Source organism: Kribbella sp. NPDC049174 (assembly GCF_043197365.1).
Classification (GTDB): domain Bacteria; phylum Actinomycetota; class Actinomycetes; order Propionibacteriales; family Kribbellaceae; genus Kribbella.
Genome location: NZ_JBICSZ010000003.1, coordinates 427,844 through 454,619, shown reverse-complemented (window position 1 = coordinate 454,619; position 26,776 = coordinate 427,844). Strand labels below are relative to the sequence as shown.

The 26,776-nt window shown below is 68.7% G+C and carries 22 protein-coding genes; 15 read left to right on the top strand and 7 right to left on the bottom strand.

The features are described from left to right. The first annotated feature begins 23 nt into the window (after positions 1–23). The 7 genes from ACGFIF_RS19455 to ACGFIF_RS19425 all read left to right on the top strand — a co-directional run bounded on the left by ACGFIF_RS19455 (position 24) and on the right by ACGFIF_RS19425 (position 7,795). The gene (locus ACGFIF_RS19455) at positions 24–779 is read left to right on the top strand and encodes a redox-sensing transcriptional repressor Rex (protein WP_393156096.1); all 756 of its coding nucleotides are present in this window, start codon (positions 24–26) and stop codon (positions 777–779) included. Next, positions 776–2,092 (top strand): glutamyl-tRNA reductase, encoded by a 1,317-nt coding sequence (locus ACGFIF_RS19450; RefSeq protein WP_393156095.1) that lies wholly within the window; start codon positions 776–778, stop codon positions 2,090–2,092. Before ACGFIF_RS19455 ends, ACGFIF_RS19450 begins: the two co-directional genes overlap by 4 nt. Then, the gene (hemC, locus tag ACGFIF_RS19445) at positions 2,089–2,970 is read left to right on the top strand and encodes a hydroxymethylbilane synthase (RefSeq protein WP_393156094.1); all 882 of its coding nucleotides are present in this window, start codon (positions 2,089–2,091) and stop codon (positions 2,968–2,970) included. Before ACGFIF_RS19450 ends, hemC begins: the two co-directional genes overlap by 4 nt. After that, a complete protein-coding gene (locus ACGFIF_RS19440; protein WP_393156093.1) occupies positions 2,967–4,703 on the top strand; it encodes a uroporphyrinogen-III synthase in 1,737 nt (578 codons plus the stop codon). The genes hemC and ACGFIF_RS19440 overlap by 4 nt, the downstream gene beginning before the upstream one ends. Before the next feature lie 4 nt (positions 4,704–4,707). Then, positions 4,708–5,688, top strand: coding sequence for a porphobilinogen synthase (gene hemB, locus ACGFIF_RS19435; RefSeq protein WP_393156091.1), 981 nt, complete (start codon positions 4,708–4,710; stop codon positions 5,686–5,688). A gap of 234 nt (positions 5,689–5,922) precedes the next feature. Then, entirely contained in the window at positions 5,923–6,657 is a 735-nt protein-coding gene (locus tag ACGFIF_RS19430; protein ID WP_393156090.1) for a hypothetical protein, read from the top strand. 313 nt (positions 6,658–6,970) lie between these two features. After that, a complete protein-coding gene (locus tag ACGFIF_RS19425; protein WP_393156088.1) occupies positions 6,971–7,795 on the top strand; it encodes a hypothetical protein in 825 nt (274 codons plus the stop codon). Between the two features lie 263 nt (positions 7,796–8,058). On the opposite strand, the gene ACGFIF_RS19420 is transcribed toward ACGFIF_RS19425, so the two are convergent. Genes ACGFIF_RS19420 through ACGFIF_RS19395 form a run of 6 tightly spaced genes read right to left on the bottom strand, consistent with a single transcriptional unit; the run spans position 8,059 to position 14,271 of the window. Continuing rightward, entirely contained in the window at positions 8,059–8,583 is a 525-nt protein-coding gene (locus ACGFIF_RS19420; RefSeq protein WP_393156086.1) for a dihydrofolate reductase family protein, read from the bottom strand. Positions 8,584–8,620: 37 nt separating this feature from the next. After that, a complete protein-coding gene (locus ACGFIF_RS19415) occupies positions 8,621–9,451 on the bottom strand; it encodes a carbohydrate ABC transporter permease (RefSeq protein ID WP_393156084.1) in 831 nt (276 codons plus the stop codon). Further along, positions 9,441–10,379 (bottom strand): carbohydrate ABC transporter permease, encoded by a 939-nt coding sequence (locus ACGFIF_RS19410; protein ID WP_393156082.1) that lies wholly within the window; start codon positions 10,377–10,379, stop codon positions 9,441–9,443. The genes ACGFIF_RS19415 and ACGFIF_RS19410 overlap by 11 nt, the downstream gene beginning before the upstream one ends. Further along, positions 10,376–11,620 carry an ABC transporter substrate-binding protein gene (locus ACGFIF_RS19405; protein WP_393156080.1) on the bottom strand — a complete coding sequence of 415 codons (1,245 nt, stop codon included), beginning with the start codon at positions 11,618–11,620 and terminating at the stop codon, positions 10,376–10,378. The genes ACGFIF_RS19410 and ACGFIF_RS19405 overlap by 4 nt, the downstream gene beginning before the upstream one ends. A gap of 24 nt (positions 11,621–11,644) precedes the next feature. After that, positions 11,645–13,240, bottom strand: coding sequence for an FAD-dependent oxidoreductase (locus ACGFIF_RS19400; RefSeq protein WP_393156078.1), 1,596 nt, complete (start codon positions 13,238–13,240; stop codon positions 11,645–11,647). After that, entirely contained in the window at positions 13,240–14,271 is a 1,032-nt protein-coding gene (locus ACGFIF_RS19395) for a LacI family DNA-binding transcriptional regulator (protein WP_393156077.1), read from the bottom strand. The genes ACGFIF_RS19400 and ACGFIF_RS19395 overlap by 1 nt, the downstream gene beginning before the upstream one ends. A gap of 175 nt (positions 14,272–14,446) precedes the next feature. On the opposite strand from ACGFIF_RS19395, the gene ACGFIF_RS19390 reads away from it, so the two are divergent. The 3 genes from ACGFIF_RS19390 to ACGFIF_RS19380 are packed head-to-tail and all read left to right on the top strand — an operon-like array spanning position 14,447 to position 19,537. After that, positions 14,447–16,609 (top strand): glycosyl hydrolase family 28-related protein, encoded by a 2,163-nt coding sequence (locus ACGFIF_RS19390; protein WP_393156075.1) that lies wholly within the window; start codon positions 14,447–14,449, stop codon positions 16,607–16,609. A 37-nt stretch (positions 16,610–16,646) separates the two neighbouring features. Then, positions 16,647–18,512 (top strand): hypothetical protein, encoded by a 1,866-nt coding sequence (locus ACGFIF_RS19385; RefSeq protein WP_393156073.1) that lies wholly within the window; start codon positions 16,647–16,649, stop codon positions 18,510–18,512. A 47-nt stretch (positions 18,513–18,559) separates the two neighbouring features. Then, positions 18,560–19,537, top strand: a complete 978-nt coding sequence (locus tag ACGFIF_RS19380) for an NAD(P)-dependent alcohol dehydrogenase (protein ID WP_393156072.1) — start codon at positions 18,560–18,562, stop codon at positions 19,535–19,537. Here ACGFIF_RS19380 and ACGFIF_RS19375 read toward each other — a convergent pair. Next, the gene (locus ACGFIF_RS19375) at positions 19,534–21,294 is read right to left on the bottom strand and encodes a hypothetical protein (protein WP_393156070.1); all 1,761 of its coding nucleotides are present in this window, start codon (positions 21,292–21,294) and stop codon (positions 19,534–19,536) included. The genes ACGFIF_RS19380 and ACGFIF_RS19375 overlap by 4 nt on opposite strands. A 234-nt stretch (positions 21,295–21,528) precedes the next feature. Here ACGFIF_RS19375 and ACGFIF_RS19370 point away from each other — a divergent pair, with 234 nt between their 5' ends. Genes ACGFIF_RS19370 through ACGFIF_RS19350 form a run of 5 tightly spaced genes read left to right on the top strand, consistent with a single transcriptional unit; the run spans position 21,529 to position 26,755 of the window. Beyond that, a complete protein-coding gene (locus tag ACGFIF_RS19370; RefSeq protein ID WP_393156068.1) occupies positions 21,529–22,452 on the top strand; it encodes a carbohydrate ABC transporter permease in 924 nt (307 codons plus the stop codon). Next, positions 22,442–23,326 (top strand): carbohydrate ABC transporter permease, encoded by an 885-nt coding sequence (locus ACGFIF_RS19365; protein ID WP_393156067.1) that lies wholly within the window; start codon positions 22,442–22,444, stop codon positions 23,324–23,326. Before ACGFIF_RS19370 ends, ACGFIF_RS19365 begins: the two co-directional genes overlap by 11 nt. Positions 23,327–23,346: 20 nt before the next feature. Further along, positions 23,347–24,675 carry an ABC transporter substrate-binding protein gene (locus ACGFIF_RS19360; protein ID WP_393156066.1) on the top strand — a complete coding sequence of 443 codons (1,329 nt, stop codon included), beginning with the start codon at positions 23,347–23,349 and terminating at the stop codon, positions 24,673–24,675. Between the two features lie 26 nt (positions 24,676–24,701). Next, positions 24,702–25,844 (top strand): Gfo/Idh/MocA family protein, encoded by a 1,143-nt coding sequence (locus tag ACGFIF_RS19355; protein ID WP_393156064.1) that lies wholly within the window; start codon positions 24,702–24,704, stop codon positions 25,842–25,844. Further along, entirely contained in the window at positions 25,841–26,755 is a 915-nt protein-coding gene (locus ACGFIF_RS19350; protein ID WP_393156063.1) for a PmoA family protein, read from the top strand. Before ACGFIF_RS19355 ends, ACGFIF_RS19350 begins: the two co-directional genes overlap by 4 nt. The last annotated feature ends 21 nt before the right edge of the window (positions 26,756–26,776 follow it).

Below are 26,776 nucleotides of genomic sequence, written 5' to 3'. Positions count from 1 at the left end.
AACGAACGTTCCCCAGGAGAATTGTGACGCGTGCCAGCAGCCGTCGCCCCGGCCCGCCGACGAGAACCGAACGCGGCATTCCCGAGGCGACTGTCGCGCGCTTGCCGGTGTACCTGCGGGCCCTGACCGCGCTGTCGGACAGTGGGATCGCCACCGCGTCGAGCGAGGATCTGGCGACCGCGGCCGGGGTGAACTCGGCCAAGCTCCGCAAGGACCTGTCCTACCTGGGCTCCTACGGCACGCGCGGCGTCGGGTACGACGTCGAGTACCTGCGCTACCAGATCGCCCGCGAGATCGGCGTCACCCAGGACTGGGCCGTCGTCATCGTCGGGATCGGAAACCTGGGTCACGCGCTGGCGAACTACTCCGGCTTCGGCACCCGCGGCTTCCGGATCGTGGCCCTGCTGGACGCCGACCCGAACCTGGTCGGCGAGCGGATCGGCGACATGGAGGTCCGCGACTTCGCCGAGCTGGAGGACATCGTCAAGGCCGACCGGGTCTCGATCGGTGTCATCACCACTCCCGCCGGTCCGGCCCAGGAGGTGTGCGACCGGCTGGTCGCCGCCGGGGTGACCAGCATCCTGAACTTCGCGCCGGTGGTGCTGTCCGTGCCCGACGGTGTCGACATCCGCAAGGTGGACCTCTCGATCGAGTTGCAGATCCTGGCGTACCACGAACAACGAAAGTCCGGAGAGGCGGCGCTCCCCGAGGTGCCCGAGCTACCAGCGATGAACGGTCTGACCGATCTGCCGAGCGTCGGGGGAGGTGTCGGCGCGTGAGTTACCTGGTCGTCGGGATCAGCCACCGCTCAGCTGACATCAACGTCCTCGAGCGAGTGGCGCTCGACGCGGACGCGGCGACCAAGCTGGCCCTGGCCGTCAAGCACACCCCGGCCGTCACGGAGTCCGCGGTCCTTGCCACCTGCAACCGCACCGAGGTCTATGCGACCGTCGACCGGTTCCACGCCGGCATGGACGAGGTCACCGCGATCCTGTCCGACATCACCGGCGTACCGCTGCTGGATCTGGCCGAGCACCTCTACGTGCACTTCGAGGAAGGTGCGGTCGCGCACCTGTTCCAGGTCGCGGTCGGGCTGGACTCGATGATCGTCGGCGAGAGCCAGATCCTCGGCCAGGTGAAGGAATCGCTGCGTGCCGGCCAGGACCTGGAGACCATCAGCACCGGCCTGAACGCCCTGTACCAGCACGCGTTGCGGGTCGGGAAGCGAGCTCGCGCCGAGACCGGGATCGACGCGGCCGGACGCTCCGTCGTCTCGGCCGGACTGGACGCGGTCGGCGGCTTCGAGGGCCGGCGCGCGCTGATCGTCGGCGCCGGTTCGATGGCCTCGCTGGCCGCACAGACCCTGCTCAACGGTGGCGCCGCGAGCGTGACCGTTGCCAACCGCAACTACGACCGCGCGGTCGCGCTGACCGAGCGGGTCGGCGGTACGGCGATCCAGCTCGCGGCCGTGCCGGACGCGCTGGCCGACGCCGATCTGGTCGTGTCCTGCACCGGTGCGCGCGGCGTCGTCCTGACCGAGGAGATGATCCGGAACGCGACCGACGGGCGGCCGTTCGGCGTCCTGGACGTCGCCCTGCCGCGGGACGTCGCGCCCGAGGCGGCCCGGATCCCCGGTGTCACGCTCGTCACCCTGGCCGATCTCGCCGGTACGGCGGGCGGCAGCGACGACGACATCGAAGGGGTGCGGCGGATCGTCTCGGAGGAGGTGGGCTCGTTCGAGGCGACCCGGCGGGCCGCATCGGTGGCGCCGACCGTGGTCGCGCTGCGGGCGATGGCGACCGAGCTGGTCGAGTCCGAGCTGGCCCGGCTGGACCGCAAGCTGCCCGGACTGGACGACAACCAGCGGCACGAGGTCGCCCGGACCATCCGCCGGGTGGTCGACAAGGTGCTGCACACGCCGACGGTGCGGGTGAAGGAGTTGGCCGCCGATCCGGGCGGGCCGACGTACGCCGACGCACTCCGCGAACTGTTCGCCCTCGACCCGGCGACCGTCGACGCGGTCACTGCCGCGAAGACCCCGGAAGAGACCAGTCATACCCGCGCCGACTCGACCGGAGGTGACCGCGCATGATCAGGCTTGGTACGCGGCGGTCCGCCCTGGCGACCGCGCAGGCGACCTGGGTGGCCGAGCAGCTTGGCGCTCTCGGGCACGAGGTGGAGCTCGTCCCGATCGTCACCACCGGCGACGTCAACAAGGCGCCGCTGGAGCAGATCGGCGGCACCGGAATCTTCGTCAGCGCACTGCGGGACGCGTTGCTGGCAGGAGAGATCGACATCGCCGTGCACTCGCTGAAGGATCTCCCGACCGCACCGATCGACGGCTTGGCCATCGGCGCCGTCCCGGTGCGCGAGGACCCGCGCGACGTGCTGGTCGCCCGTGACGGGCTGACCCTCGGCGAGCTGCAGCAGGGTGCCCTCGTCGGCACCGGCTCGCCGCGCCGGGTCGCACAACTGGATGCGCTCGGCCTCGGCCTCGAATGCACCGGGATCCGCGGGAACGTGGATACCCGTATCTCGATGGTCGCCGCGGGCAAAGTGGACGCGGTCGTGCTTGCGAGGGCAGGGTTGTCCCGGTTGGGACGGCTCGCCGAGGTGACCGAGACGCTGGATCCGATCCAGGTCCTGCCCGCGCCGGGACAAGGTGCCCTCGGCATCGAGTGCCGGGCGGACGACGCTGTGGTGCTGGCTGCCCTGGCGCCGCTGGAGGACCCGGCCACACGGGCAGCGGTGACGGCGGAGCGGCAGATGCTTGCCACGCTCGAGGCAGGGTGCACGGCTCCGGTCGGTGCCCTGGCCGAGGTGGTCGAAGGTGAGGACGGCCCGGAGCTGTGGCTGCGGGGAGCGCTCGGCCAGGAGGACGGCGTACGGCGGCTGTCGGCGAACGGGCCGGTGGACGACCCGGTGTCACTGGGCAAGGCGCTGGCGAACGAGTTGCTGGAGCGAATATGACACCGGCACAGAGCACGACGGCCAAGAAGACGAGCAGGACGAGGACGAGGGCGAAGGCAGACGTGAGCAGCGCGAAGACAGCGGCCACCGCGGCATCGACGACACCTCAGAAAGTGCCGGCGAAGGTTGCCGCCACCACGACGGTCAAGCAGACCAGACCACTCGGGCACGTCACGTTCGTCGGTGTCGGGCCGGGCGACCCTTCCCTGCTGACGCTGGCCGGCCGCGACGTACTGGCGAACGCCGACGCCGTCGTGGTCGAGGGACCGGAGCACGACCCCTTCCTGGCCTACTGCCGGCCGGGGGTCGAGGTGGTCGACGGATCCGGCGCCGAGGGCAGCCGGGCGCTGAAGGTGGCCGCCCGGGCCCGGCTGGTGGTGAAGACGGCCAAGTCCGCGGCGAACGTCGTACGCCTGCTGACCGGTGACCCGTTCACCTTCTCCAGCGGTGCCGAGGAGGCGGCCGCGTGCCGCAAGGCGGGGATCAGCTTCAACGTCATCCCCGGTGTCAGCGAGGTCAGCGCGGTCCCGACGTACGCGGGGATCCCGCTGACGATGAAGGGCGACCGCGAGGTCACGGTCCTCGACCTGGCCGAGGCGAAGCTGGACCTGACCCGGCTGCACCCGAAGCAGACGCTGGTGCTGCTGAACGCGACCGATGTACTGAAGGAGACCGTCGCCGCGCTGGCCGAGGCCGGCTTCGACGCGACCACCCCGGTGGCTGCCACGGTCGGCGGTACGACGACCTCGCAGACCAGCGTGGTCGGCACGCTCGAGACGATCGTCGCGGACCTGCGCGCCGCCAAGGTGACCGGCGAGGCCGTCATCGTGGTCGGTGCGGTGGTCGAGCAGCGCGAGGCACTGTCCTGGTTCGAGACCAAGCCGCTGTTCGGCTGGCGGATCCTGGTCCCGCGGACCAAGGACCAGGCCGGCCCGCTGATGGACCGGCTGCGGCGGTACGGCGCGATGCCGGAAGAGGTGCCGACGATCTCGGTCGAGCCGCCGCGCAACCCGCAGCAGATGGACAAGGCGATCCGCGGCCTGGTCGAGGGCCGGTACGAGTGGGTCGCGTTCACCTCGGTCAACGCGGTCAAGGCGGTCCGGGAGAAGTTCGACGAGTACGGTCTGGACGCACGGGCGTTCTCCGGGCTGAAGATCGCCGCGGTCGGCGACAAGACCGCCGAGGCGATCGGTGCCTGGGGCATCCGTCCGGACCTGGTCCCGTCCGGTGAGCAGTCCGCCGCCGGGCTGGTCGAGGACTGGCCGCCGTTCGACGAGGTGCTGGACCCGATCAACCGGGTGTTCCTGCCGCGGGCCGACATCGCCACCGAGACCCTGGTCGCCGGGCTGACCGACCTCGGCTGGGAGGTCGACGACGTGACGGCGTACCGGACCGTGCGAGCCGCACCGCCGCCCGCGCCGACCCGCGAGGCGATCAAGTCCGGCAAGTTCGACGCGGTCGTGTTCACCTCGTCCTCGACGGTGCGCAACCTGGTCGGTATCGCCGGCAAGCCGCACGCATCGACGGTGATCGCGGTGATCGGCCCGGCGACGCTGAAGACGGCCGAGGAGCACGGCCTGCGGGTCGACGCGATGGCCGAGTCGCCGTCCGCCGAGGAACTGGCCGACGCACTCGCTCGATTCGGCGCCGACCGGCGTGACACCATGATCGAGGCCGGTGAACCGGTCACCCGTCCGTCCGAGCGCCGCTCGGGCTCACGCAGGAAGAGCTAGTCCCTTGTCTGGTGGATTCCCGGAGGTCAGGCCGCGGCGGCTTCGGTCGTCGGCGGCGATGCGCAGGCTGGTCGCGGAGACCACGCTGGAACCGCGGCAGCTGATCCTGCCGATGTTCATCCGGGAAGGCGCCCGCGAGCCGATCGCGATCAAGTCGATGCCGGGGGTGTACCAGCACACCCGCGACACCGCGCGGAAGGCGATCGCGGAAGCGGCTCAGCTGGGACTCGGCGGCGTGATGCTGTTCGGCGTACCGGAATCGAAGGACGAGACCGGCTCCGGCGGGCTGGATCCCCAGGGCATCCTGAACGTCGCGATCCGGGACGCGGTGCACGAGGTCGGCGACGCGCTGCTGGTCATGTCGGACCTGTGCCTGGACGAGTTCACCTCGCACGGGCACTGCGGCGTGCTGGACTCCTCCGGCCGCGTGGACAACGACGCGACCTTGAAGCTCTACGCCGAGATGGGCGTCGCCCAGGCGTCCGCGGGTGCGCATGTCGTCGGCCCGTCCGGGATGATGGACGGCCAGGTCGGTGCGGTTCGTACGGCGCTGGACGCGGCCGGGTTCGTCGACACGGTGATCCTGGCGTATGCCGTGAAGTACGCGTCGGCGTTCTTCGGCCCGTTCCGCGAGGCTGTGGGCTCTGCGCTGCAAGGCGATCGCAAGACCTACCAGCAGGACGGCGCGAACGCCCGTGAGGCGATCCGCGAGGTCGATCTGGACGTGGCCGAGGGCGCCGACATCGTGATGGTGAAGCCGGCGTTGGCGTACCTGGACATCATCCGGCAGGTCCGCGACCACGTGAACGTGCCCGTTGCCGCGTACAACATTTCCGGTGAGTACGCGATGGTGGAGGCGGCAGCCGCCAACGGGTGGATCGACCGCGACCGGGCCATTCTGGAGACCCTCACGTCGATCCGCCGGGCCGGCGCTGACACGATCCTCACGTACTGGGCCGCCGAGGCAGTTCACCTCCTTCGGTAGCCCACGCGTGCTACGCGGGAGCTCCTGCGTCGCACCCGCGACGCGCGCTCCCGCCCGCCCCCGGCTTGGCGCCGGTGCTTTCTGACCGGCTACCGCCCGGGGAATTGCGGGCTTATCGCCCTGGTTCTCCGTAGGGGCCTGTCCGTCTCGCCGACCGTGGGACTCGTCCACGTCCAAGAGATCGTGGCTGAGCCCGAGCGAAAACTCGGGGGCGGTGGTCGTGCGTGGCCGCCTATGCTCGGCGCCATGATGTGGGAGGAAGTCGGGCGTCAGCGTGAGACGCTCGCTCTTCTGGGCAGACTCGCCGATCACCGGGACGCGGAGCAAGCGCTTCTCGCGGCGGGATGGACGCCCTGCGGGGCCGGCGACTGGGCGATCGCGCTTCGCTCGCCGGACGGAACGGCTGCGGCGCGGATCAGTCCGTTCGATCCGGCCGGACCGTACACCGCGGCGCTGTACCGCGAGGCAGCGCACACCAGGCAGGTGCCCGAACTGTTCGGGCACCGTCGTCTGGCCGGTGGCGGTGACCTTCAGATCATGGAATGGCTGCTGCCCGTCCCTGAGCACGAGGCCGTTGCCTTCCACCAGGCGATCAAAAAGCAGGCGCCGGAGATTGCTGATCTTGTTGATGTCGTGCACCGGATCAACGAACGGGCACGGAGAGAGCTGCCCTGGTGGGGACCGTTGGATGACAACCCGGCCAACGTCATGCGCGCCGCGGACGGTCGCCTCGTCGTCGCCGACCTGTTCTCCGCCGACGGCCCGAACCTCTACGCCGCCGTTGTGACCGACCCCGATCTCGTCGTCGCGCGGATACCCGAGGATGAGCGGCGATTCATGACGGAGATCCCGTTGACTTCCACCGGACCGTGGGAGCGCGAGGTGCGGGACGAGATGCGCGCTGGGCTCGCTGCTGCCGACGTCCGCAACAACAGCGTCGATGGCCGGGTGGACCCTGCCGAAGCATGACGTCCGGCGACAGCGCCGCCGGCTCGGGAGTCCGGACGGGTCCTGGTGAGGCTGTGGATAACGCGGCGGTGGTGGGCCTCGGTGGGGATACGCTCGGGGTCTGTTGTCGATGGTGAGAGGGAGTGTTTGCCGTGCCGGAGGTGCCAGGGGACGGGGGGCCGGAGGTGTCCGAGGTGCCGGATGAGCGGGCGCCGGATGCGGATCTGCGGGCTGCTCGGAATGAGATCCGGGCGGTAGGTGCGAGTCTGAGGGAAGCGCTGGCGGCTGATGATGCTCTTGTCGCCGGGGAGCGGCCGGACGGCGAGGACGGTCAGTGAGTACACCGGCGGACGGGATGACGCCTGCGCAGGCGGCGGAGCGGGCGGCGGCGTTGGCGGAGATGACGGCCAACGCGCTGAACACGGCGCGAACGTCGCTGGGTGACGCGGCGGACCTGACCGACGTCGTGGACCGACGGCTGCGCGACGTGGAGCACGGCGTCGGTGTGCTGTCCGATCAGGCCAACCGGGTCCGATTCGCGGAGAACCAGGAGGAGGCGGAGTTTCCGCTGCGGACTGCGCGGTACGCGGCCTACGACGTCCAGGAGGACCTGCGGAGGGCGCAGGGCGGTATCGATGAGGTGCGGGACCGGCTCGAGCAGAGTGCGCGGTCGATCGCCGCCGGTCGGGAGTTTCTCAACGAGCTGGATGAGTTGCCGGGTCAGCGGTCTGAGGCGAATGACCAGCTTCGGTACCGGCTGGCGGCGTTCGATCGGGCGGTGCATGGCGCGATCGCGGGCGTTGAGCGTACCGACTGGCGGCTGCGGACGGCGCGCGAGAACCTCGAGCCGTTGGTCAACGTCCCCGGAACCGTCCACGACCAGGGCCGGGCTGCTGCTGTGATCCAGGAGGCCGGCTCCGACGCGACCCAGGCGGTCGACGGGGCGCGTGGTGGCATTCGGACGTTGCGCGAGGACTTCGAGGCCACGTGGTCCGAGGCGTCGAACATCTCACACGACAGCAACGAACTGGCCGATGCGCTGCGGGCCGGCATGAACCCGACGAAGCCCGCCGAGCAAACCGGTCCGGCCTCGTCGGCTGAGGATCCCCGGCGGGCGTGGTCCGAGGGACGGGACTTGAGCCAAGGGCTCAACCTGTAGCCGGCTGAGGTCTCCGGCGGCAGGCGGCTGAGCCGGAGCTGCTTGAGTGGGGACGGCCCGAGGGGGACGTGTAAACCACGGGTTGCTGACGGACGCGATCGCGTGGCGGACGGATCACGGGCGACGTACGCCGGCCGGGCGGTTGATCGGGGGCGATGAGCCCGCGAGAGGGAACCCGGGGCGGGAGCGCGCGTAGCGGCGCGACGAAGGAGCGGCGGCGCAGCTCGCGTGGGTTGGCCCCAGGAAACCTAACCCCAGTACACCTAGCGGTGGATGGTGTAGTCGGATTGGGTGAAGCCGGCTTTCAGGGTTCGGGTGGCGTTGTGGGTGAGGGCGATGTCCTGGTCCAGGGTGCCGAAGAGGGGGATGCCGGTGCCTAGGAGGACGGGGGCGGTGGTGATGGTGAGTTCGTTCAGGATGCCGGCCCGGAGGAAGGTCTGGATGACTCGGCCGCCGTCGGCGTAGATGCGTTTGGCGCCGCGGTCGTTGAGGGTCTCGATCAGGGCGTCCAGGGTGCGGTGGACGATGATGCGCTCGTCGGCGTCGGGGGCGAGCGTCGTACTGAGCACCTCGACCTGCTTGCCGTCGTACGGCCAGAAGTCGAAGGTGAGGACCTTCTCGAAGGTGTTGCGGCCCATGACGACGGTGTCGACCGACGTCATGAACTCGTTGTACCCCGTGTCACCGGCCTGTTCACCGCGCGAGGTGAGCCAGTCGATGGAACCGTCCGGCCGGGCGATGTAGCCGTCGAGACTGGTGGCGATGAAAGCAGCCGCGTGGAAACTCACTCTGACATTTTTCCACGCGGCCGCAACAGGCCGGGGGCTAGCCCTTCAGTCCGGTTTGGGCGAGTCCTTCGACGAACTGGCGTTGGGCCAGTACGAAGATGATCAGGACCGGCAGCGCGGACAGGGTCGCCGCCGCGAGCTGGGTGTTCCACATCGGCCCGCCGTAGGCGTCGACGTACTGCGTCAGCGCCTGCGGGATGGTGAACTTCTCCTTGCTGGACAGGAACACGATCGGCTCCAGGTAGAGATTCCAGCTGTGCAGGAAGGTGAAGATCGACACGGCTCCGATGGCCGGCCGGGCCAGCGGGAGGCAGACCCGCCAGAACAGGCCGAACCGGCCGAGACCGTCCACCCGGCCGGCCTCCTCCAGTTCGCCGGGCAGGGTGATGAAGAACTGCCGCATGATGAACGTCGCCAGCACGCTCGGCGCCCCGAGTGCCGGGACCAGGATGAGCGGCCAATGGGTGTCCACCAGGCCGAGTGCGTCGAACATCCGGTACAGCGGGATGATCGTCACCTCGTTCGGCACCAGCAGCCCGGTCAGCACCATCACGAAGACCACGCCGGCGCCCCGGAACCGGATCCGCGCGAACGCGTACCCGGCGAGCGAGGACACGGCCAGCGTCAGGATCGTCACCACGACAGCGATATAGAGACTGTTCACGTACTGCCGCCCGAACGGCTGCAGCTCGAACACCTGCCGGTACGCGTCCAGCGTCGGCGCCCCCGGCAGCAACGACGGCGGGAACGCGAAGATCTCGGTCACCGGCTTCAGCGAGGTCGTCGCCATCCACCAGATCGGGAACACGAACGGCACACAGCACACCAGCAGTACGCCGTAAACGAGCATCTTGACCTTAGGACTCATGGAACACCCACCGCCTCCGCATCCGCCACTGCACCACGGTGAGCACGAGCACGATCCCGAACAGCAGCAGCGAGAGCGTCGCGCCGTACCCGAAGTGATGGAACTGGAACGCCTGCTGGTACAGGTAATACACGAGCACGGTGGTCGAGGTCCCCGGACCACCTTGGGTCAGTACGGCGATCTGCGCGAACACCTGCAGCGAGCCGACGATCGTCAGGATCATCGTGAGCAGAATGGTCGGACTGATCAGCGGCAGCGTCACCCGCCGGAACCGGGCCCACGCGGACGCGCCGTCGATCCGGGCGGCTTCGTAGAGCTCGGCCGGCACGCCTTGCAACGCGGCCAGGAACAGCACCATGTTCAGCCCGACGTTCTTGAACAACTGGACCACGATCACCGACGCCATCGCCGTACCGCCCGAGCGCAGCCAGTTCGGCCCGTCGATCCCGAACAGGTCGAGGAGCCCGTTCACGCCCCCGTTGTCCTGGAGCAGGAACCCCCACACGATCGTCCACGCGACCAACGTCACCACGACCGGCGAGAAGAACAGCGTCCGGAAGACCACCGTGCCGCGCAGCTTCTGGTTCAGCAGTACGGCGAGGAACAGCGCCAGACTCAGGTTCAGCACCACCAGCCCGGCGGAGAACACCGCGGTCGCCCGTAACGCCGGCCCGAGCCGCGGATCGTCCGCCAGTGCCTGGTAGTTGCTGCCGCCGACGAAGTCGAACGTCCCGGCCAGCACGTTCCACTCGTGCAGGCTGTACCAGACCACCAGCCCGAGCGGAACGATGACGAAGGCAACGATCCCGGCGAGCTGCGGGGCGACCATCAGCCACCCCGCCAGCTCGTCCCGCCGCCGCATCGTCCAGTACGGCGCTTTGTCCGCAGCCGTCACCGTGGATGCCGGCTTCTCCAGCAGCAGCGTCATTTCGCCAGCAGCGGGTTGATCTTCGCGCACACGTCGGACAGCACGGCCTTGACGTCAGCGCCCGGCTTCCACAGCGGGTCGAGCGCGGCCCGGACGGTCTGCTGCAGTTCGGCGTACCCGGTGTGGCTGGGTTTGATCGTGCCGCGTTCGATGCCCTTGACCACGACACTGTCCAGCTGGGCGGGCTTCAACAGCGGGTTCGCCTTGGCCAGCGTCGCGGTGGTGAGCTGCGCCTTGCGCGGCGGCGGGAAGAACTGCGCGAGTTTGGCCGAGTTCTCCGCGTTGCTGAAGTAGGCGAGGAACTCCTTCGCCGCGTCGGCGTTCTTACCGCGCTTCAGCACACCGATCCCGGCCTGACCGACGACCGAGTACTCACCGGACGGACCGGACGGCAGCGGGACCAGGTCCCACTTGAACTTGGCCTTCTCCAGCAACGCGGCCCGGCTGATCTGGGTCAGGACCATCGCCGAGTCACCGGCGTAGAAGTCCTTCGTCACGCCGGGACCGGGCATGCCCTTGGTGGTGAAGACGAGGTCGTGGACGAACGTCATCGCGTCCACCATCGCCGGCTGGTCGAACTGGCAGCTCTTGCCGTCCTCGCTCCACGGCCGCGCACCCCAGCCGGACCAGACCGCGTTCAGCGTGTCCCAGCCCTTGAAGTCGAAATCGCCGACCACCAGACCACCCTTGCCGCGAGCCTGTACGGCGGCCGCTGTCTTCGCGGCCTCCTCCCAGGTCCACGTCCCAGCCGCGATCTCCTGGGCCGGTGTCGGCCGGCCGGCCGCCGTCACCAGGTCGGTGTTGACGAACACGCCCAGCGGCGAAGTGGAGAACGGGTACGCGTACAGCTTGCCGTCCTTCTCCCAGTTGGCCGTCGTACTCGGCAGCAGATCGGCGTCCTTCTCGATCGGCTCGAGGGCGCCGGAGGTGACGAAGTCGGGTGCGGTGCTCTCGAAGATCCACGCCAGGTCCGGCACGTTGCCGCCGCCGATCTGGGTGGTCAGCGCGGTGGTGTAGTTCTCGAACGGGATCGACTCGAAGGTGATCGTGCCGACGTCGGGATGGTCCTTCTTGTAGTCGGCGGCGATCTGGTCGAACAGGGCCAGATGCTTGGCGTTCGCACTCCAGATCGTCATCCGCAGGTTGACCGGCCCCTCACTACCGGACTCCGAGGAGCCGCCTCCACAGGCGGTCAGCAGGGCCGCGGCAGTGGCCGCCGCGGTCAGCACACGTAGCTTCATCTGTCCTCCATCAGTAGCCGGTACTCAGTAGCCTTCGATGGCCGGCCAGCCGAGTTCGATGCCCTGGGCAACCAGTTGGGATTGGAAGTCGCCGAGCAGGGCCGGGGTGTTGCGTACTGCGCGCGGGCTGACGCCGCGGTCCAGGCAGAAGGCCGCGAGCGCGCCGGCGGCCTCGCCGATATTCCATTCGACCGGGTGCAGGCGGTAGCAGCCGTTGGTGATGTGGGTGGTGCCGAGGTTCTTGTTCGCCGGCAGCAGGTTCTCCACCCGGCGCGGGATCAGCGCCCCGAGCGGGATCCGGAACGGGCTGCTGGCCACGTCGATGTAGTTGTCCCCACCGGTCGACGGGTGCAGGTCGATGCGATACATCCCGATGCCGACGCTGTCGTCGTACTCGACCGCGCCCCGATCGCCGCGGACAGCGACCGACAGGTCCTGCTCGACGATCGTGTACTCCGCCTTGATCCGGCGGGACTCCCGGATGTACGGCGCCTGCGCCAGGCCGTCCGTCGTACCGAGCAGATCACCGCGCAGCCGCAAGCCCGGGAAGCCCGCGCCGCCGTCGGGGCGCGGTGCCTCGGTCTGCAGCCAGTAGAAGACCGCCTGGGACAGCTCCTTCGCCGCGGTCAGGTGCTTGGCCGCGTCCGGTACGTCGATGACCGGGCCCTCGAAGTAGTCGATCATCGGCCAGTTCACCAGGCAGATATCGCTGTCGTACGCACCCGGCTCGAAGTGCCGGCGGGCGGCGATCCGGCGGAAGGTCCACAGGTTCGTGTCGCCGCCGGTCCGGCGCTGATCCGCGACGACCGCGAGCGGGTCGTCGTCCGGGTTCGGCGTGAAGGTCCGCTCCGAGGCTTGCAGCGTGCGCGGGTTCGGCGCCGTCCAGGACAGCAGCCGGTCACCCCAGAACGAGGGCTGGTAGTTCCGCCAGAACGCGTAGTTGGCCGGCTTGTCCCCGACGTGATCACCGTCGACGTGGTCGATCGCGAAGCAGTACGAGACCGCCTGCATGTTGAACGGCTGCGCCTCGGCCGGCGCGCTCGGCTCACCCGTGTCGCTCTGCGCCTCGAAGCCGGTCACGTACTCCGTGCCGGTCAGCGGCAGCAGCTCGCCGGTCTCGGTCGCATCGAGAATGTACGGCGCTGTGATCGTGAGCTGATCGTCCGTGACACGGTGCTGCACCGTCACCGCGCTGACCCGATCGCCATCGGTCTCTGCGGCGACAGGCCTGAATGGCTGGACAACCTGCAGCCGCCGGCTGGCTCGGTACGGCGCGAGCATGCCCTCCAGGACCGCCAGCGCGACCCGCGGCTCGTGACAGAGCTTGGACACGTACCCGGCACCCGGATTGAGCTGCACCGCCGCCCGCGACGCCGAGGTGAGCGGGTAGTGGCGACGGTAGTAGTCGCGGATCCCCTCACGGAGTGCGCGGTACGACGCGGTGATGCCGAACTGCTCGACCCAGCTGTGCTCATCCGGTGGCACGGCCTGGCTCGTCAGCTGCCCGCCGAGCCAGTCGAACTCCTCGGTCAGGACGACCGAACGGCCGGCGCGCAGGGCTGCCAGGGCCGCGGCGATGCCGCCGAGCCCGCCGCCGACTATGAGAAGATCTGTCTGCATTACAAACCTTTCGGTGCGATCAACGTGGTGCCTTCGGCCATCTCGCACGGCAGCAGCCGTTGCGTGCCGGCCGCGGCGTGGCCGCTCAGCACGGCCTCGAGCAGTTCGGTGGCCTGGCGGCCCATCTCCTGACGCGGGACGTGGAAGCCGCTGAAGTCGATACCGGTCGCGGCCGGCCGGGTCGCGTCACCGAGGGCGATCACGGACAGGTCGGCCGGGATGTCGACACCCCGCTCGGCCGCCACCTCGGCCAGCGCGACCGCGTCCGCCCGCTCCTCGACGAACGCGGCGGTGATCCGCCCGTCCAGCAGCGCGTCGAGCACCTCGGCCGGCGGCCGGTCGGCGGTCGGCAGGTGCGGTGCCCGGTTACCCGCCGTACGACGGAAGCCGCGCAGGCGATCGGCGGACGACTCGGCGCCCGCGCCGGGGCCGACGAACGCGACCCGACGGTGGCCGAGGGCAAACGCCTTCTCGATCGTCGTCGACGTGGCCGCGGCGTAGTCGGCGCCGACGTACGGCACCGGACCGCCGGCGTCGTCGCGACGGCCGACCGAGACGAACGGGTACTCCTCGGCGATCAGCCGGGCCAGTTCCTCGGTCGGGATCCGACGACCGAGGAGCAGGCAGCCGTCGGCGATCCGGAGCCGGTTGTTCTCGTGGAAGATCTGTCGCCGGCCCGACGTCACCGGCGCGCTGGTGAACAGCAGCAGGTCCCAGCCGAGCCGCTCGGCGCAGTCCTCGATCCCGGCCAGGAACGGGTGGTAGAAGTCGCCGCTCGAACTCGGGAACACCGACTCGTAGGTGAACACGCCGAGGATCTGGTTGCGTTGCTTCAGCATCCGCCGGGCCAGTGGATCGGCCTGGTACCCGGTCTCCCGGATCACCTTCAGCACCCGGTCCCGCGTCTCCGCCGGGATCCGCGCGGTCGCGTCGCTGCGGTTGTTCAGCACCAGCGACACGGTCGTCTGGCTCACCTTCGCCAGCCGTGCGATGTCCCGTTGGGTCAGTCGGGTGGTGGCCTTGTCCGGCATTCGCTCAATCCTTCGCAGTAATACGCATTGCCGGGAACCGTAGAACAGTCTGTCGAGGGCCGTCAAGAGGTCATGATCAGTGGTAATGCGGATTATCAGCGACAACATCTTGACGGGTGCAGAGCCGCGTGGACACCATTCACCGCACCAGCACCCCGCCGCGAGGAGGCAGCACATGCTGAGTCGACGCCAGTTCACCGGTCTGGCCGCCGGAGCCGTCGCAGGTTCCGTCATCAGCACCGCCATCCCGGCCGTCGCGAGCGGCGACCGGGATCCGGTCCGGTTCACGTCGGCGTACCAGTCGAGGCCGCCGGATCCGGGGGCGGTGCTGCTCGGGTCACCGGGGTTCGAGGTGCACGGCGACGGGATCGGCGACGACACCGCCGCCGTCCGGGCCGCGGTCGACGAGGCGTCGCGGCGCGGGATCGCGAACAAACTGGGCGACATCCTCGGCGGGGTGCGCGACTTCCCGCTCGGTGACGGCGGCGGCGTCGTCCTGGTGCCGCCGGGCACCTATCGGCTGAGCGGTCCGATCGACGTCCACGACTCGGTGCGGATCATCGGGTACGGCGCACGCCGGCCGCGGTTCGTTCTGGCGGACAACAGTCCCGGGTACGCCGGCAGCACTCCACGCGATGTGTTCTCGTTCCGGCGGCGACCGGTCGGTGGGCCGGTGACCTACGCGAACAACGACACCTTCGGCTCCGGTCTGATCAACCTGGACCTCACGATCGGCCCGGGCAACCCGCGGGCGATTGCGGTCCGCTTCGGCGGTGCGCAGTTGTGCGTGCTGCAGGACCTCGACCTCGACGTCGGCGACGGCTGGGCCGGGATCGACCACAACGCGAACCTGATCCAGCGGGTCCGGGTCACCGGGGGAGCCGTCGGCCTGAACGCGTTCGCGGCCTCGGCCGGCTGGCAGACGACAGTCCTGGACTGCCGGTTCACCGGTCAGCGCGAGACGGCGATCCGGACCAACAACGACGCGAAGCTGGTCGTGGTCCGGACCGTCCTGGCCGATGCGCCGCGGGGTGTCGAGTGTGTGCCGGGTCAGTTCGTGCATCTGTACCTGCAGAACTGCCTGCTCGACGATCTCACCGATTCCGGCATCGTGCTGAACGACAGCGAGCTGTTGCCTGGCGCAACCAACCCGTTGATCCGGAACAGCAACCAGCTGAACCTGGTCGACAGTGTCTCCAGACGGACTCCGACGATGCTGACCCTGGCCCAGTCCGGCGGCCGCACGCCGGCTCGTGATGGCGGGATCGACCTGACCTACGGCCTGCGGATCGCGAGGGCGTTGTCCGTCGGCGAGTCCCGGACCGACGGCGTGCGAGTGTCGTACGACGAGCACCGCGACGTGTCCGCGATGCTGCGCTCCGACGTACCCGACCTGCCGCCGGTGTCGAGCTGGGTGAGCATCACCGAGGTCGCGGCCCGGATGGGACGGACGGTCGGCAGCGGCACCGAGGACGATCTGGCGGTGTTCCAGGCCGCGGTCGATCGGCACGAGTCGGTGTTCGTGCCGATCGGCGAGTACCTCCTGGCCGGGACGCTGCGGCTTCGGCACCGGACCAACCTGATCGGACTCCATCCGCGCCAGACCTGGCTGCGGACCCCGGACGGCACGTCGTACTTCGGTGATCCGGAGCGGCCGAAGGCCCTGGTGGAGACGCCGCCCGGTGGCCGCAACATCGTCTCCGGACTCGGTCTCGACACAGCCCGGGACACGGCCGGGTCGGTCAACATCCGCTGGCAGTCAGGCCGTGGCTCCTACCTCGCGGACATCACCACGCAGTTCGTGAAATGGCATCCCGAGGACGTCGCGAGCGGCGATCCGGGTTACACGTACCGGGGCCGGCACAAGTACGGCGTCTGGGTCCGCGGTGGCGGCGGTGTGCTGTCGAACATCTGGAGCGCCAACGGCTGGGCGGACAACGGACTGCTGGTCGAATACTCGACCGTCCCCACCCGTGCCTACGAGGTCTCGGTCGAGCACCACCAGCACCGCGAAGTGGTCCTGCGGCACCTCGCGAACTGGGAGTTCCTCGGCCTCCAGACCGAGGACCACATCTACGGCTGGCAGTCCCAGGCCGTCGAGCTGGACCACTGCCACGACCTCCTCTTCGCCAACTCCGTCTTCTTCCGCGTCGCCACCGTCCTCGGCCCTTCGCCGTACGGCGTAGGCCTGCGGAACTCCCACAGCATCGTCTTCCGCGGCAACCGCGGCTACCGCGACAAGACCCCCGAGTTCACCCAATGGGGCGCCTCCATCACAGACCTAGGTACCGGCCGCAGCGTTCCCGACCCGGAGTTCACAGTCGTCACGATCCGGTGAGCTCCACCCCTCCCGTCGACCCTTCAGGAGTTCAGTCATGCCCGTGAAACGTCGTACTGTCCTGCTCGGTGCCGCCGGCGCCGGACTCGCTTCCACCCTGTTGCCGTCAACGGCCCGCGCCGACGGAAGCCTGCCCCTACTGGCGAATCTGCCGGCGGGCGCCCCGGATCGGCGGTTGTTTGCGCCGGGGGAGCAGCGGTTCGCGGGGTATTTGAGGACTCTTGCGCCGATGACCAACGACATCGTGGACACCGATCCGTACGGGTTCATGGGTGGTGGCTGGTGGCGGACGCCGGCTCAGCCGTTCAACGCGCGGGTGCAGGAGCACGTGTTCACGTTGAGCTGGTTCCATGCCAATCGGCGGGCGTGGAACCCGTACCACCGTGATCCCGCGCTGCTCGGGCGGCTCGATGCTGCGTTGGATCACTATCTGAAGCTGCAGAACCCCGATGGTTCCTGGCCCGAGTACGCGCCCGGTGAGCGAGGTAAGGCGTCGAGCGGCTTCGGCCTCGGCTACCTGGCCAAGACGCTCGCCAATCTCCGCCGGGCCGGTGCGCTGCCGGGTCGTCGTACCCAGCTGGAAGGTGCCCTGCGCAAGGGAGTCGACTGGTACCTGGACCCGGCCAACGCCGTGGTCTGGGACGACCCGTTCGAGTACACCAACCAGGCTGTCGCCGGTGTTGCCGGCTCCGCCCTCACCCTCAGATTGTTGCCCGACCGCGCCCGCTGGCTGCGCCTGCAGGAACGGATCCGGTTCGTCGCCAAGTGGTCGCAGAGCCCCGCCGGGTTCTTCTATGACCCCCGCGGGATGGACATCAACTACAACTTCGAGGTCATGCTCCCGGAGATGGCCGAGCTCTACCTGCACACCCGGAACCCGCTGCTCGTCTCGATGACCCGCAGGTTCACCGACTGGTTCGGCTACAACCTGCTCCGCGAACCGGACGGCTCCGGCTGGCTGACGTACTACGCGGTGTCCGACCGCACCGCCACCGCGTACTACGACGACGCGATCCCCGATCCCGACCGGTCCATCCTCGCCTCGCACTTCGTCCCCGCCGTACCGCCCCTCGGCGCGTTCTTCACGTCCCGTGAGGACAAGGCGGCCCTCCGCGCCGCCTGGGCTGCCGACCCGGCGCCCGCACCGGCGCTGGCCAAACAGGACACGTCACCCCGCATCATCGCGCACGCGCCGTACGGCGAGACCTTGCCGACCCGCGACGCGAAGCGGGCCGCGATCGCGCGGATCCCGTATCTGCGCCGGGACGACTTCACCGAACTGCGTCGCGACGAGGTGGAGAACCAGGACTACCTCTACGTACGCCGGCCGGGCTTCTACCTGGGCGCGTTCTTCGGGACCAGGCCCGGCAGTGTGGTCAAGGCCGGGACCGGATTCCTCTGGCATCCGGTGGCAGGCACGGTGATCCACGCGCAGCAGACGTCCACCGGTTGCTGGGCAACGGTCCGCAACGGCAAGGCTGATGCTGAGGGCAACCTTGTCGCCGAGTACCCGGACAAGAATCTGGTCCGCTACCGCACCACCGACGGCTCGGTGTCGACCGACCTGATCCTCAGCTCGCACTCCGTCACTCGACGGGTCACCGCGACCACCGCCGCCACCGAGCAGATCCCGCTGGTCCTCCAGCCAGGTGACGACGTCACGTTCTCGGACGGCACCGTCGTCCCCTACAACCAGACCCGTACGGCGACAGCCGACGCCCTCACGATCAGGCGAGGCCCTGTCGTCATCACCATCAGTTGGTCCGGCCACCGGCCCGCCACGCTGACCACCTCGACCCGCACGTACCTGCGCGACCAGCGCCGCCGTGTCCACGTCGTCCGCATCCCACATGACGGCGTACTCGAAACGACAGTCCGGCTAGCCGATCCAGGGACACCGTAGGGATCGTCCGGATGTTGCGGTCGGTCATCGCCGGATAACGTCGCGGCATGAAGGCCGTTGTGCAGGAGCGGTACGGCGCGCCCGAGGCGCTGCAGGTCCAGGAGATCGACCAACCCGGGGTCGCCGGCAACGACGTGCTCGTGCGGGTCCGGGCGGCGTCGCTGAACGCCCGTGACTGGCACGTGATGCGTGGAGACCCGTACGTCGCCCGGCTGATGGATCCGGCGACGTTCGGGCTCCGCGCGCCCAAGGGAGTCCTGGGCACGGACTTCGCCGGGGTGGTGGAAGCCGTCGGGCCCGAGGTACGGCGGTTGAAGCCCGGGGACGAGGTGTTCGGTGAGGCGGTCGGGGCGTTCGCCGAGTTCGTCAAGGCGCCGGAGACCGTGGTCGACCACAAACCCGCCAACCTGACCTTCGAGCAGGCGGCCGCGATCCCGCTCGCGGCGAACACCGCTCTGATCGGCTTGCGTGATGTCGCGCAACTGAAGGCGGGACAGCAACTCCTGATCAACGGCGCCTCGGGTGGAGTCGGCACGTTCGCCGTACAGATCGCCAAGGCGCTCGAGGCCAAGGTGACCGCTGTCTGCCGCACCAAGAACGTCGACCTGATGCGATCGCTCGGCGCCGACCAGGTCGTCGACTACACCCGGGACGACTTCACCAGAACGCAGTACGACGTCGTCCTCGACCTGGTGGGAAACCGGTCACTCGCCGACCTGCGCCGCGCGCTGACGCCGAAGGGGACGCTCGTCCTGTCCGGTGGCGGCGTGTTCCGGGGCGGCAGCGTCTTCGGCCCGGTCGGCCTGATCCTCCGCGGCGTGCTGCTGTCCCGCTTCGTCGGCCAGCGGATCGTCACGTTCGATGCGCGGCCGAGTGCGGAGAACCTCGCGACGCTCCGATCGATGGCCGAGGACAGACAACTCATCCCGGCCATCGATCGGACCTACCCGCTGGCCGATATTGCTGAGGCCATTCGCTACGTGGAGACGGAGCACGCTCGCGCGAAGGTGGTCATCACCGCCTAGGAAGTACGCAACTGCAGGCTTTGGCGGCCCGGGGTGCGACCGGTGAGGTAGACACGGAGGCCGTCCGGGGTGAGGCTGCCGCCGAGGTAGGTGTAGCGCTCGCCCGGGTCCATGGAGACCCGGGAGGCGCCGTTGCCGGGGCCGAACTCGATCCGGTCGGCGCCGACCGTGTAGGAGCCGGTTCCGGAGACCAGTTGATGGTTGCCGGCGGTCCCCAACGCCTCGACCCCGGCCAGCGTGCCGCCGGCCCGGAAGCAGAGCTCGATCGCGTACGCCGTCTCGTCACCGTCGAACTCGAAGCTCAGGTCGTACCCGTTGCCGAGCTCAACGATCGTCACCTCGGTCCGGAGCGTCCGGAACTGCTTCGGCCGGTGCGGGAAGTCCATCGACGCGTAGAACCGCCCGTCGAGGGTGAGCGGGTACAGACCGTCGTCCCGCCGGTACCGCTTCGGCAGCGGCAGGTGGTACGGCACCTTCACCTCCTGCGCCAGCTTGTACGTGCGCGGTCCGGCCCGGCGCATGCCGTCGCTGCGGAAGTGGCCGGTGCTGAAGAACTGCGGCGACAGCCGGACCGAGTCGAGGATCGCGGCACCGTTGCGCAGCTTGAAGAACGTCGGGTTCGTGGACAGCCCGGACGCGATCACCGGGATGTCGTGGAAGTCGGTCCCACCGAAGACGGTCGCGGTCCGCGTGCCCCGCCGGATCCGCGCCGACGCCTGCGACGGGTAGTGCTGAGCGAAGTCGGTCGGCGCGGGCGTCGGTGCCGGCAGCACCGCCGCGATCTCCGGCCGTTCCAGCACCTCGGCCAGGAAGTCGCCGATCTCACCTGTCCCGCGCTGCTCGATGCTCTTGGCAACAGTCGAGAACCGGCCGTCACCCGTGTGCAGGGCGAGCTCGCGGAACTGGGTCAGGTACCACCAGACCTCGCGGATCCGGGTCTGGTCCTGCCGCCGGGACGCGATCGTGTCGACCTCGCCGTTCGGCTCGAGGAAGTAGAGCGTCGCGTCCAGGTTGCGCCGGACGTACTCGAGCAGCTCGGGCTTGTTCCGCGTCCAGGCGATGCCGAGCAGGCAGTGGTTCGTCACCTCGGAGGCGTACGTCGAGCTGCGTTCGCTGTAGATCCCGTCCGGCGTCGCGTCGATGCCCTCGTCGAGCCAGTCGTCGATACGCGCGGCGTACCGGCGGTCCGGGAACAGGTGGTGGGTCCGGGCCAGCGCGGCCGCGATCTCCCAGCGGTGGTTGGGCGTGTGCACGCCGCCGCTCGCGAGTGCGGGGCCGGCCTTCCGCAGTACCTTCGCCAGAATCGCACGGTGCGGCTCGGTCTCCGGCTGGTCGTCGGCGTCGAGCAGCCCGTAGACCATGCAGATGTCCTGGATGGCGAACGAGGTGTCCGGCGGCGAGTGCAGGTTGCCGACGTCGTACAGCCCGTCCTCGTGCTGGCGCGCCGCGAGCTGTTCGGCCAGCCACAGCAGGGGAGCCAGCAGCGACGCGTCGTGGTGGTACGACGACTTGCCCCAGACGTACCCGGAGACGAGCCGGCGGGCTTTCCGCGCGACGGCCCGGACACTGTCGGACGGGTTCTGCAGGTTGCCCAGCACGAGCGGGATCTGCACCTGGTTGGCGTTGGTCAGTACGGCGAGGAAGTCTTCGTCCACAGCGGCTACTCCAGCATTTGTGGCCCCGGCCGCGGTGGCCGGGTAGAGGGCACCGACCGTCAGCGTGGTCAGTGAGCCGGCGAGGAACGTACGACGCTGCATCGAAGCCTCCAAAGGTGACAGGGGACGGAACCGCTCGCCCGGGCGTCGGTAAGCGGTTGCCAAATGTCCAGTACTGTCTCCTCGGAGGTTTGTCCTGTCAATACTTCGCAGGAGTCCGCTTCTGGTCAGGCGAGGTTGGCGCAAAGTCTTGTGTGAACCGGTTTCCTGGGCTAACTTGACCGGCCAAGGCAAGCGCTTTCCGCAGGCCCGAGAGGTTTCCGGAGGTAAGAAAGTATGAGTGCGCTGGGCGAGCTCGGCTCGCTCCGGCAGAAGAAACCCGCAGGGCAGAAGAAGGACAATCTGGCTGCGTACCTGTTTCTCGCGCCGTGGCTGCTAGGGCTGTTCCTCATCACCATCGGGCCGATGCTGGCCTCGCTGTACCTGTCCTTCACGGACTACAACCTGATCCAGGCGCCCCAGTGGATCGGGATCGAGAACTTCACCCGGATGCTGTCCGACGAGCGGCTGCACAACTCGCTGCGCGTCACCTTCACCTACGTGTTCGTCTCGGTGCCGCTGCAGCTGGCGGTCGCCCTGCTGCTCGCGGTCGTGCTGGACCGCGGCGTCCGCGGGATGGCGTTCTACCGTTCGGTCTTCTACCTGCCGTCGCTGCTCGGCTCGAGTGTCGCGATCGCGATCCTGTGGCGTCAGGTGTTCGGCACCGAGGGTCTGATGAACCAGGTGCTCGCCCTGGTCGGGATCGACGGCAAGGGCTGGATCTCCGACCCGAGTACGGCGCTCGGCACCCTGGTGGTGCTGAACGTGTGGACGTTCGGCTCGCCGATGGTGATCTTCCTGGCCGGCCTGCGGCAGATCCCGGCGATGTACTACGAGGCCGCCTCGGTGGACGGGGCCGGTGCACTGCGCCGGTTCTTCAGCATCACGCTGCCGCTGCTCACCCCGATCATCTTCTTCAACCTGGTGCTGCAGATCATCCACGCGTTCCAGTCGTTCACCCAGGCGTTCGTCGTCTCCGGGGGAAGCGGCGGCCCGTCGGACTCGACCATGTTCTTCACGCTCTACCTCTACGACCGGGGCTTCGGCAATTTCGACATGGGCTACGCCTCCGCGATGGCGTGGTTCCTGCTCGTGATCATCGGGGTCTTCACCGCGGCGAACTTCTTCGCCTCGAAGTACTGGGTGTTCTATGACGACTGAGACGCTCCGCAGCACGGTCACCGCGCGACGGACCGGTGCGATCGGCTGGGTCCGGATCCGGCCGGTGCTGATCCACCTCGCCCTGGCCGCCGCCGCCCTGGTGATGCTCTACCCGGTGATCTGGATGGTGGTCAGCTCACTGCGGCCGGGCAACGAGATCTTCCGCGAGCCGGGCCTGCTGGTGAAGGACCTGCGGATCGAGAACTACCGGGTCGGCTGGAACGCGCTGACCGAGCCGTTCACCCGCTACCTGCTGAACTCCGCGGCCGTGGTGCTGGGCAGTGTCCTGGGCAACCTGGTGTCGTGTTCGATGGCGGCGTACGCGTTCGCCCGGCTGGAGTTCGTCGGGAAGAAGTTCTGGTTCGCGATCATGCTGCTCAGCATCATGCTGCCGATCCACGTGGTGATCGTGCCGCAGTACATCCTGTTCTCGCAGGCGGGCTGGATCAACACGTTCCTGCCGCTGATCATCCCGAAGATGCTGGCCACCGACGCCTTCTTCGTCTTCCTGATGGTGCAGTTCATTCGCGGTATCCCGCGCGAGCTGGACGAGGCGGCCCGGATCGACGGTTGCGGCCGGGGCGGGATCTTCCTGCGGGTGATCCTGCCGCTGATGGTGCCGGCCCTGGCCACCACCACGATCTTCACGTTCATCTGGACCTGGAACGACTTCTTCAGCCAGCTGATCTACCTGACCGACCCGAAGATGTACACCGTCCCGGTGGCTCTGCGGTCGTTCGTCGACGCGACCGCGGAATCCTCCTGGGGATCGATGTTCGCCATGTCGGTCGTCTCCCTCGTCCCGATCTTCCTCGCCTTCCTGCTCGGCCAGCGGTTCCTGATCAAGGGCATCGCCACCACCGGCATCAAGTAACTCCCTGAAAGGTGCACATCATGAGGCCGCACATCCCACCCACCGCGGGCCGGCGCCTGCGGGCCCTGGCCGCCGCCGCGATCGCCACCACCCTGCTGGCCGCCAGTGCCTGCGGCGGTGACTCCGGCGGCGCCGGCGACAGCGGATCCGCCGACGGGCCGGTCACCCTCCGGTTCACCTGGTGGGGTGGCGACACCCGCACCAAGATGACCCAGCAGGCGATCGAGGCGTACCAGAAGGACCACCCGAACGTGACGATCAAGGGTGAGTTCGGCGAGTGGTCCGGGTACTGGGACAAGCTCGCCACCACGGTCGCCGCGAACGACGCGCCGGACATCATCCAGATGGACGAGAAGTACCTGCGCGAGTACGCCGACCGCGGCGCACTGCTCGACCTGAAGAAGGCCGAAGGGCTGGACACCGGCAAGTTCGAGGAGGACACCCTCAAGGCCGGTGAGTTCGACGGCGGTCTCTACGGCCTCAACGCCGGGATCAACTCCTTCGCCATCGTGGCCAACCCGGCGATCTTCAAGGCCGCCGGCGTCGCCCTTCCGGACGACACCACCTGGACCTGGGACGACTACACCAAGCTCGCGGCCGAGCTCAGCACCAAGCTGAACGGCAAGGGCTGGGGGACCGGCGCGCCGGGGACCAACGAGGCCGCGCTGAATCTGTGGGCCCGCCAGCACGGCGAGTCGCTGTGGACCCAGGACGGCAAGCTCGGCGTCACGGCCGGCCAGGTGACCGCGTTCTACCAGCAGGTGCTGAAGCTGAAGGACGCCAAGGCCATCCCGTCGGCGGAGTTCGTCTCGCAGGACATGAACGCGGCGCTCGACCAGTCCGCGATGGCCACCGGCAAGCTGGCCATGAGCTGGATGTGGAGCAACCAGTTGAACGCGATGAGCAAGGCGGCCGGCCAGGAGCTCAAGCTGCTCCGGATCCCCAGCGTCGACGGCAAGGCCAGCGCGAACGGCTCCTACTACAAGGGCTCCATGTTCTGGTCGATCTCGTCGCGGTCGAAGAACCAGAAGGCGGCGGCCGAGTTCGTGAACTACCTGTCCAACAACACCGCGGCCGGGAACATCCTGCTGGCCGAGCGGGGCGTGCCGCCGAACACCGAGATCCGCGCGGCGGTGACGCCGAAGCTGCAGCCGGCCGACGCCGCGTCCGCCAAGTTCATCCAGGACATCGGCAAGGAGCTCGGCGACCCGTCGCCCGCCCCGCCGGTGGGTGGTGGCCAGGTGGAGAAGATCATCCAGCGCTACACCACCGAGGTGCTGTTCGGCCGGCAGACGCCGGAGAAGGCAGCCCAGGGATTCATCGACGAGGTCAACGGGGAGCTCAAGTAAGTGTTGCTGACGGCAACTGATTGCAGATGACCGCGCCTCGAGTGGCCGTGGCAGGTGTCCACGGCCACGGGGCATCACATGTCCGGAACGTGGCGCGGCTGGCGGAGGCCGGCCGCGCCCGGCTGGTCGCCGTCGCCGATCCGCGGCCGGCCGAGGACCTGCCCGCCGACGTCCAGGTGTACGGCGGACTTGACGAGTTGCTCGCGTCGACCGAGGTCGACGTGGTGATCATCAGTACGCCGATCCAGACTCACGTCCCGCTGGCCGAACTGGCGATGCGGGCCGGTGCCGACGTACTGCTGGAGAAACCGCCGACCGCGTCGCTGGCCGAGTTCGAGCAGCTGTCCGCGGTGGTCGCCGAGACCGGTCGGGCCTGCCAGGTCGGCTTCCAGGCCCAGGCGTCCACAGCGACACTGGCGCTGGCGGAGATGATGGCCGACGGCCGGTTCGGTGAGATCCGCGGGATCAGCGCGGTCGGCAAGTGGGTGCGGAAGGCGCAGTACTTCCAGCGTGCGCGATGGGCCGGTCGCCGTACTCTCGACGGCGTCGCGGTGGTCGACGGCGCGGTGACGAACCCGCTCGCCCACTCGACCGCGGCCGCGCTGCTGCTCGACGGTTCGCCCGGTGCTGACGACGTACGGTCGGTGCAGACCGAGCTGTTCCGGGCCAACGCGATCGAGTCCGACGACACGTCCACGGTCCGGATTGTCACGGGTCGCGGTACGACGATCCTGATCGCGGTGACCTTGTGCGCCGCGGAGCATCTCGAGCCGCAGGTGATCGTGCACGGCTCGACCGGTCGCGCCGTCCTGAAGTACGCCACGGACATGCTCGAGCTCCATCGGGGCACCGGGGTGACTGTGACGAAGTACGAGCGGGCCGACCTGCTCGAGAACCTGCTTGCCCATCGTGCGGATCCCGCCGTACCGCTGTACTGCCCGCTCTCCGCGACCGGTGGCTTCACCAAGGTCGTCGAGGCGGTGCGGGTGGCGGAGCCGCCGGCCGCGATCCCGGCGGCACTGGTGCGGTGGGAAGGGGAGGGACTCGAGCGACACCCGATTGTGGTCGATGTGGAGAAGTGGATCGACCGGGCCTCCGACGAGCTGGCGTTGTTCAGCGAACTCGGGGCGCCGTGGACCATCATTCAATCGAAACGGGAGAGTTCATGACCCAGAACCTCGGCTGTAACCATGCTGTCGGCCGGTCGATCCAGGTCACGGCGGGGGACAGCGAGCTGTTCACCTATGTCTACCGGGCAACCGATCGCCAGCTCGAGTCGCCGCGGCCCTACCTGCACCCGATCCGGACGCTGGACGGCGACCTGGTCAGTGTGTTCCGGCCGCACGACCACGTCTGGCACAAGGGCCTGACCTGGTCGCTGCCGCACTTCGGGCACGAGAACTTCTGGGGCGGGCCGACGTTCTCCAAGGAGGCCGGCTACCAGCAGCTCGACAACAACGGCTCGATGGACCACGACCGGATCGACGCGCTCGACGTGTCCGACGATCTGGTCCGGTTCTCCCACCAGCTGTCCTGGCGGACACAGGCCGGCGCGCACGTCGTCGACGAGTCGCGGTCGCTGACCACGCGGTTCGCCGACGACGGCTGGGTGCTGGTCTACGAGACCGCGATGACGAACGTCTCGAGTGAGACCATCCAGATCGGCAGCCCGACCACGGCCGGCCGGGAGAACGCCGGGTACGGCGGCCTGTTCTGGCGCGGACCGCGGTCGTTCACCAACGGCACGGTGCTGGCCCAGCAGGGCAAGGGCGGCGACGAGCTGCGCGGCCAGAAGGCGGCCTGGATGGGCTTCAGCGGCAAGCACGACAACAACGACCGCGCCTCGACCATCATCATCGCCGACGCGGCCGACAACGTCCGCCACCCACCGCAGTGGTTCGTCCGCTCCGAAGACTTCGCCGCCGTCTGCCCGGCCCCGTTCTTCTCCGAAGAACTCCCGTTCGAAGCCGGCTCCACCCTCCGCTTCCGCTACGCCGTCCTGGTAGCCGACGGAGGCTCCGACAACCAACGCGCCACCACCCTGGCCACCCAGGCGCAAAAGGCGCTGGCTGCCGGGTGAGGGTTCACCCCCGGCAGCGGT

Coding starts and splice junctions, on each gene's coding strand:
- hemC (WP_393156094.1), top strand. CDS start 2,089: ATGATCAGGCTTGGTACGCGGCGGTCCGCCCTGGCGACCGCGCAGGCG.
- ACGFIF_RS19440 (WP_393156093.1), top strand. CDS start 2,967: ATGACACCGGCACAGAGCACGACGGCCAAGAAGACGAGCAGGACGAGG.
- ACGFIF_RS19430 (WP_393156090.1), top strand. CDS start 5,923: ATGCTCGGCGCCATGATGTGGGAGGAAGTCGGGCGTCAGCGTGAGACG.
- ACGFIF_RS19415 (WP_393156084.1), bottom strand. CDS start 9,451: ATGAGTCCTAAGGTCAAGATGCTCGTTTACGGCGTACTGCTGGTGTGC.
- ACGFIF_RS19410 (WP_393156082.1), bottom strand. CDS start 10,379: ATGACGCTGCTGCTGGAGAAGCCGGCATCCACGGTGACGGCTGCGGAC.
- ACGFIF_RS19405 (WP_393156080.1), bottom strand. CDS start 11,620: ATGAAGCTACGTGTGCTGACCGCGGCGGCCACTGCCGCGGCCCTGCTG.
- ACGFIF_RS19400 (WP_393156078.1), bottom strand. CDS start 13,240: ATGCAGACAGATCTTCTCATAGTCGGCGGCGGGCTCGGCGGCATCGCC.
- ACGFIF_RS19395 (WP_393156077.1), bottom strand. CDS start 14,271: ATGCCGGACAAGGCCACCACCCGACTGACCCAACGGGACATCGCACGG.
- ACGFIF_RS19390 (WP_393156075.1), top strand. CDS start 14,447: ATGCTGAGTCGACGCCAGTTCACCGGTCTGGCCGCCGGAGCCGTCGCA.
- ACGFIF_RS19385 (WP_393156073.1), top strand. CDS start 16,647: ATGCCCGTGAAACGTCGTACTGTCCTGCTCGGTGCCGCCGGCGCCGGA.
- ACGFIF_RS19380 (WP_393156072.1), top strand. CDS start 18,560: ATGAAGGCCGTTGTGCAGGAGCGGTACGGCGCGCCCGAGGCGCTGCAG.
- ACGFIF_RS19375 (WP_393156070.1), bottom strand. CDS start 21,294: ATGCAGCGTCGTACGTTCCTCGCCGGCTCACTGACCACGCTGACGGTC.
- ACGFIF_RS19370 (WP_393156068.1), top strand. CDS start 21,529: ATGAGTGCGCTGGGCGAGCTCGGCTCGCTCCGGCAGAAGAAACCCGCA.
- ACGFIF_RS19365 (WP_393156067.1), top strand. CDS start 22,442: ATGACGACTGAGACGCTCCGCAGCACGGTCACCGCGCGACGGACCGGT.
- ACGFIF_RS19360 (WP_393156066.1), top strand. CDS start 23,347: ATGAGGCCGCACATCCCACCCACCGCGGGCCGGCGCCTGCGGGCCCTG.
- ACGFIF_RS19355 (WP_393156064.1), top strand. CDS start 24,702: ATGACCGCGCCTCGAGTGGCCGTGGCAGGTGTCCACGGCCACGGGGCA.
- ACGFIF_RS19350 (WP_393156063.1), top strand. CDS start 25,841: ATGACCCAGAACCTCGGCTGTAACCATGCTGTCGGCCGGTCGATCCAG.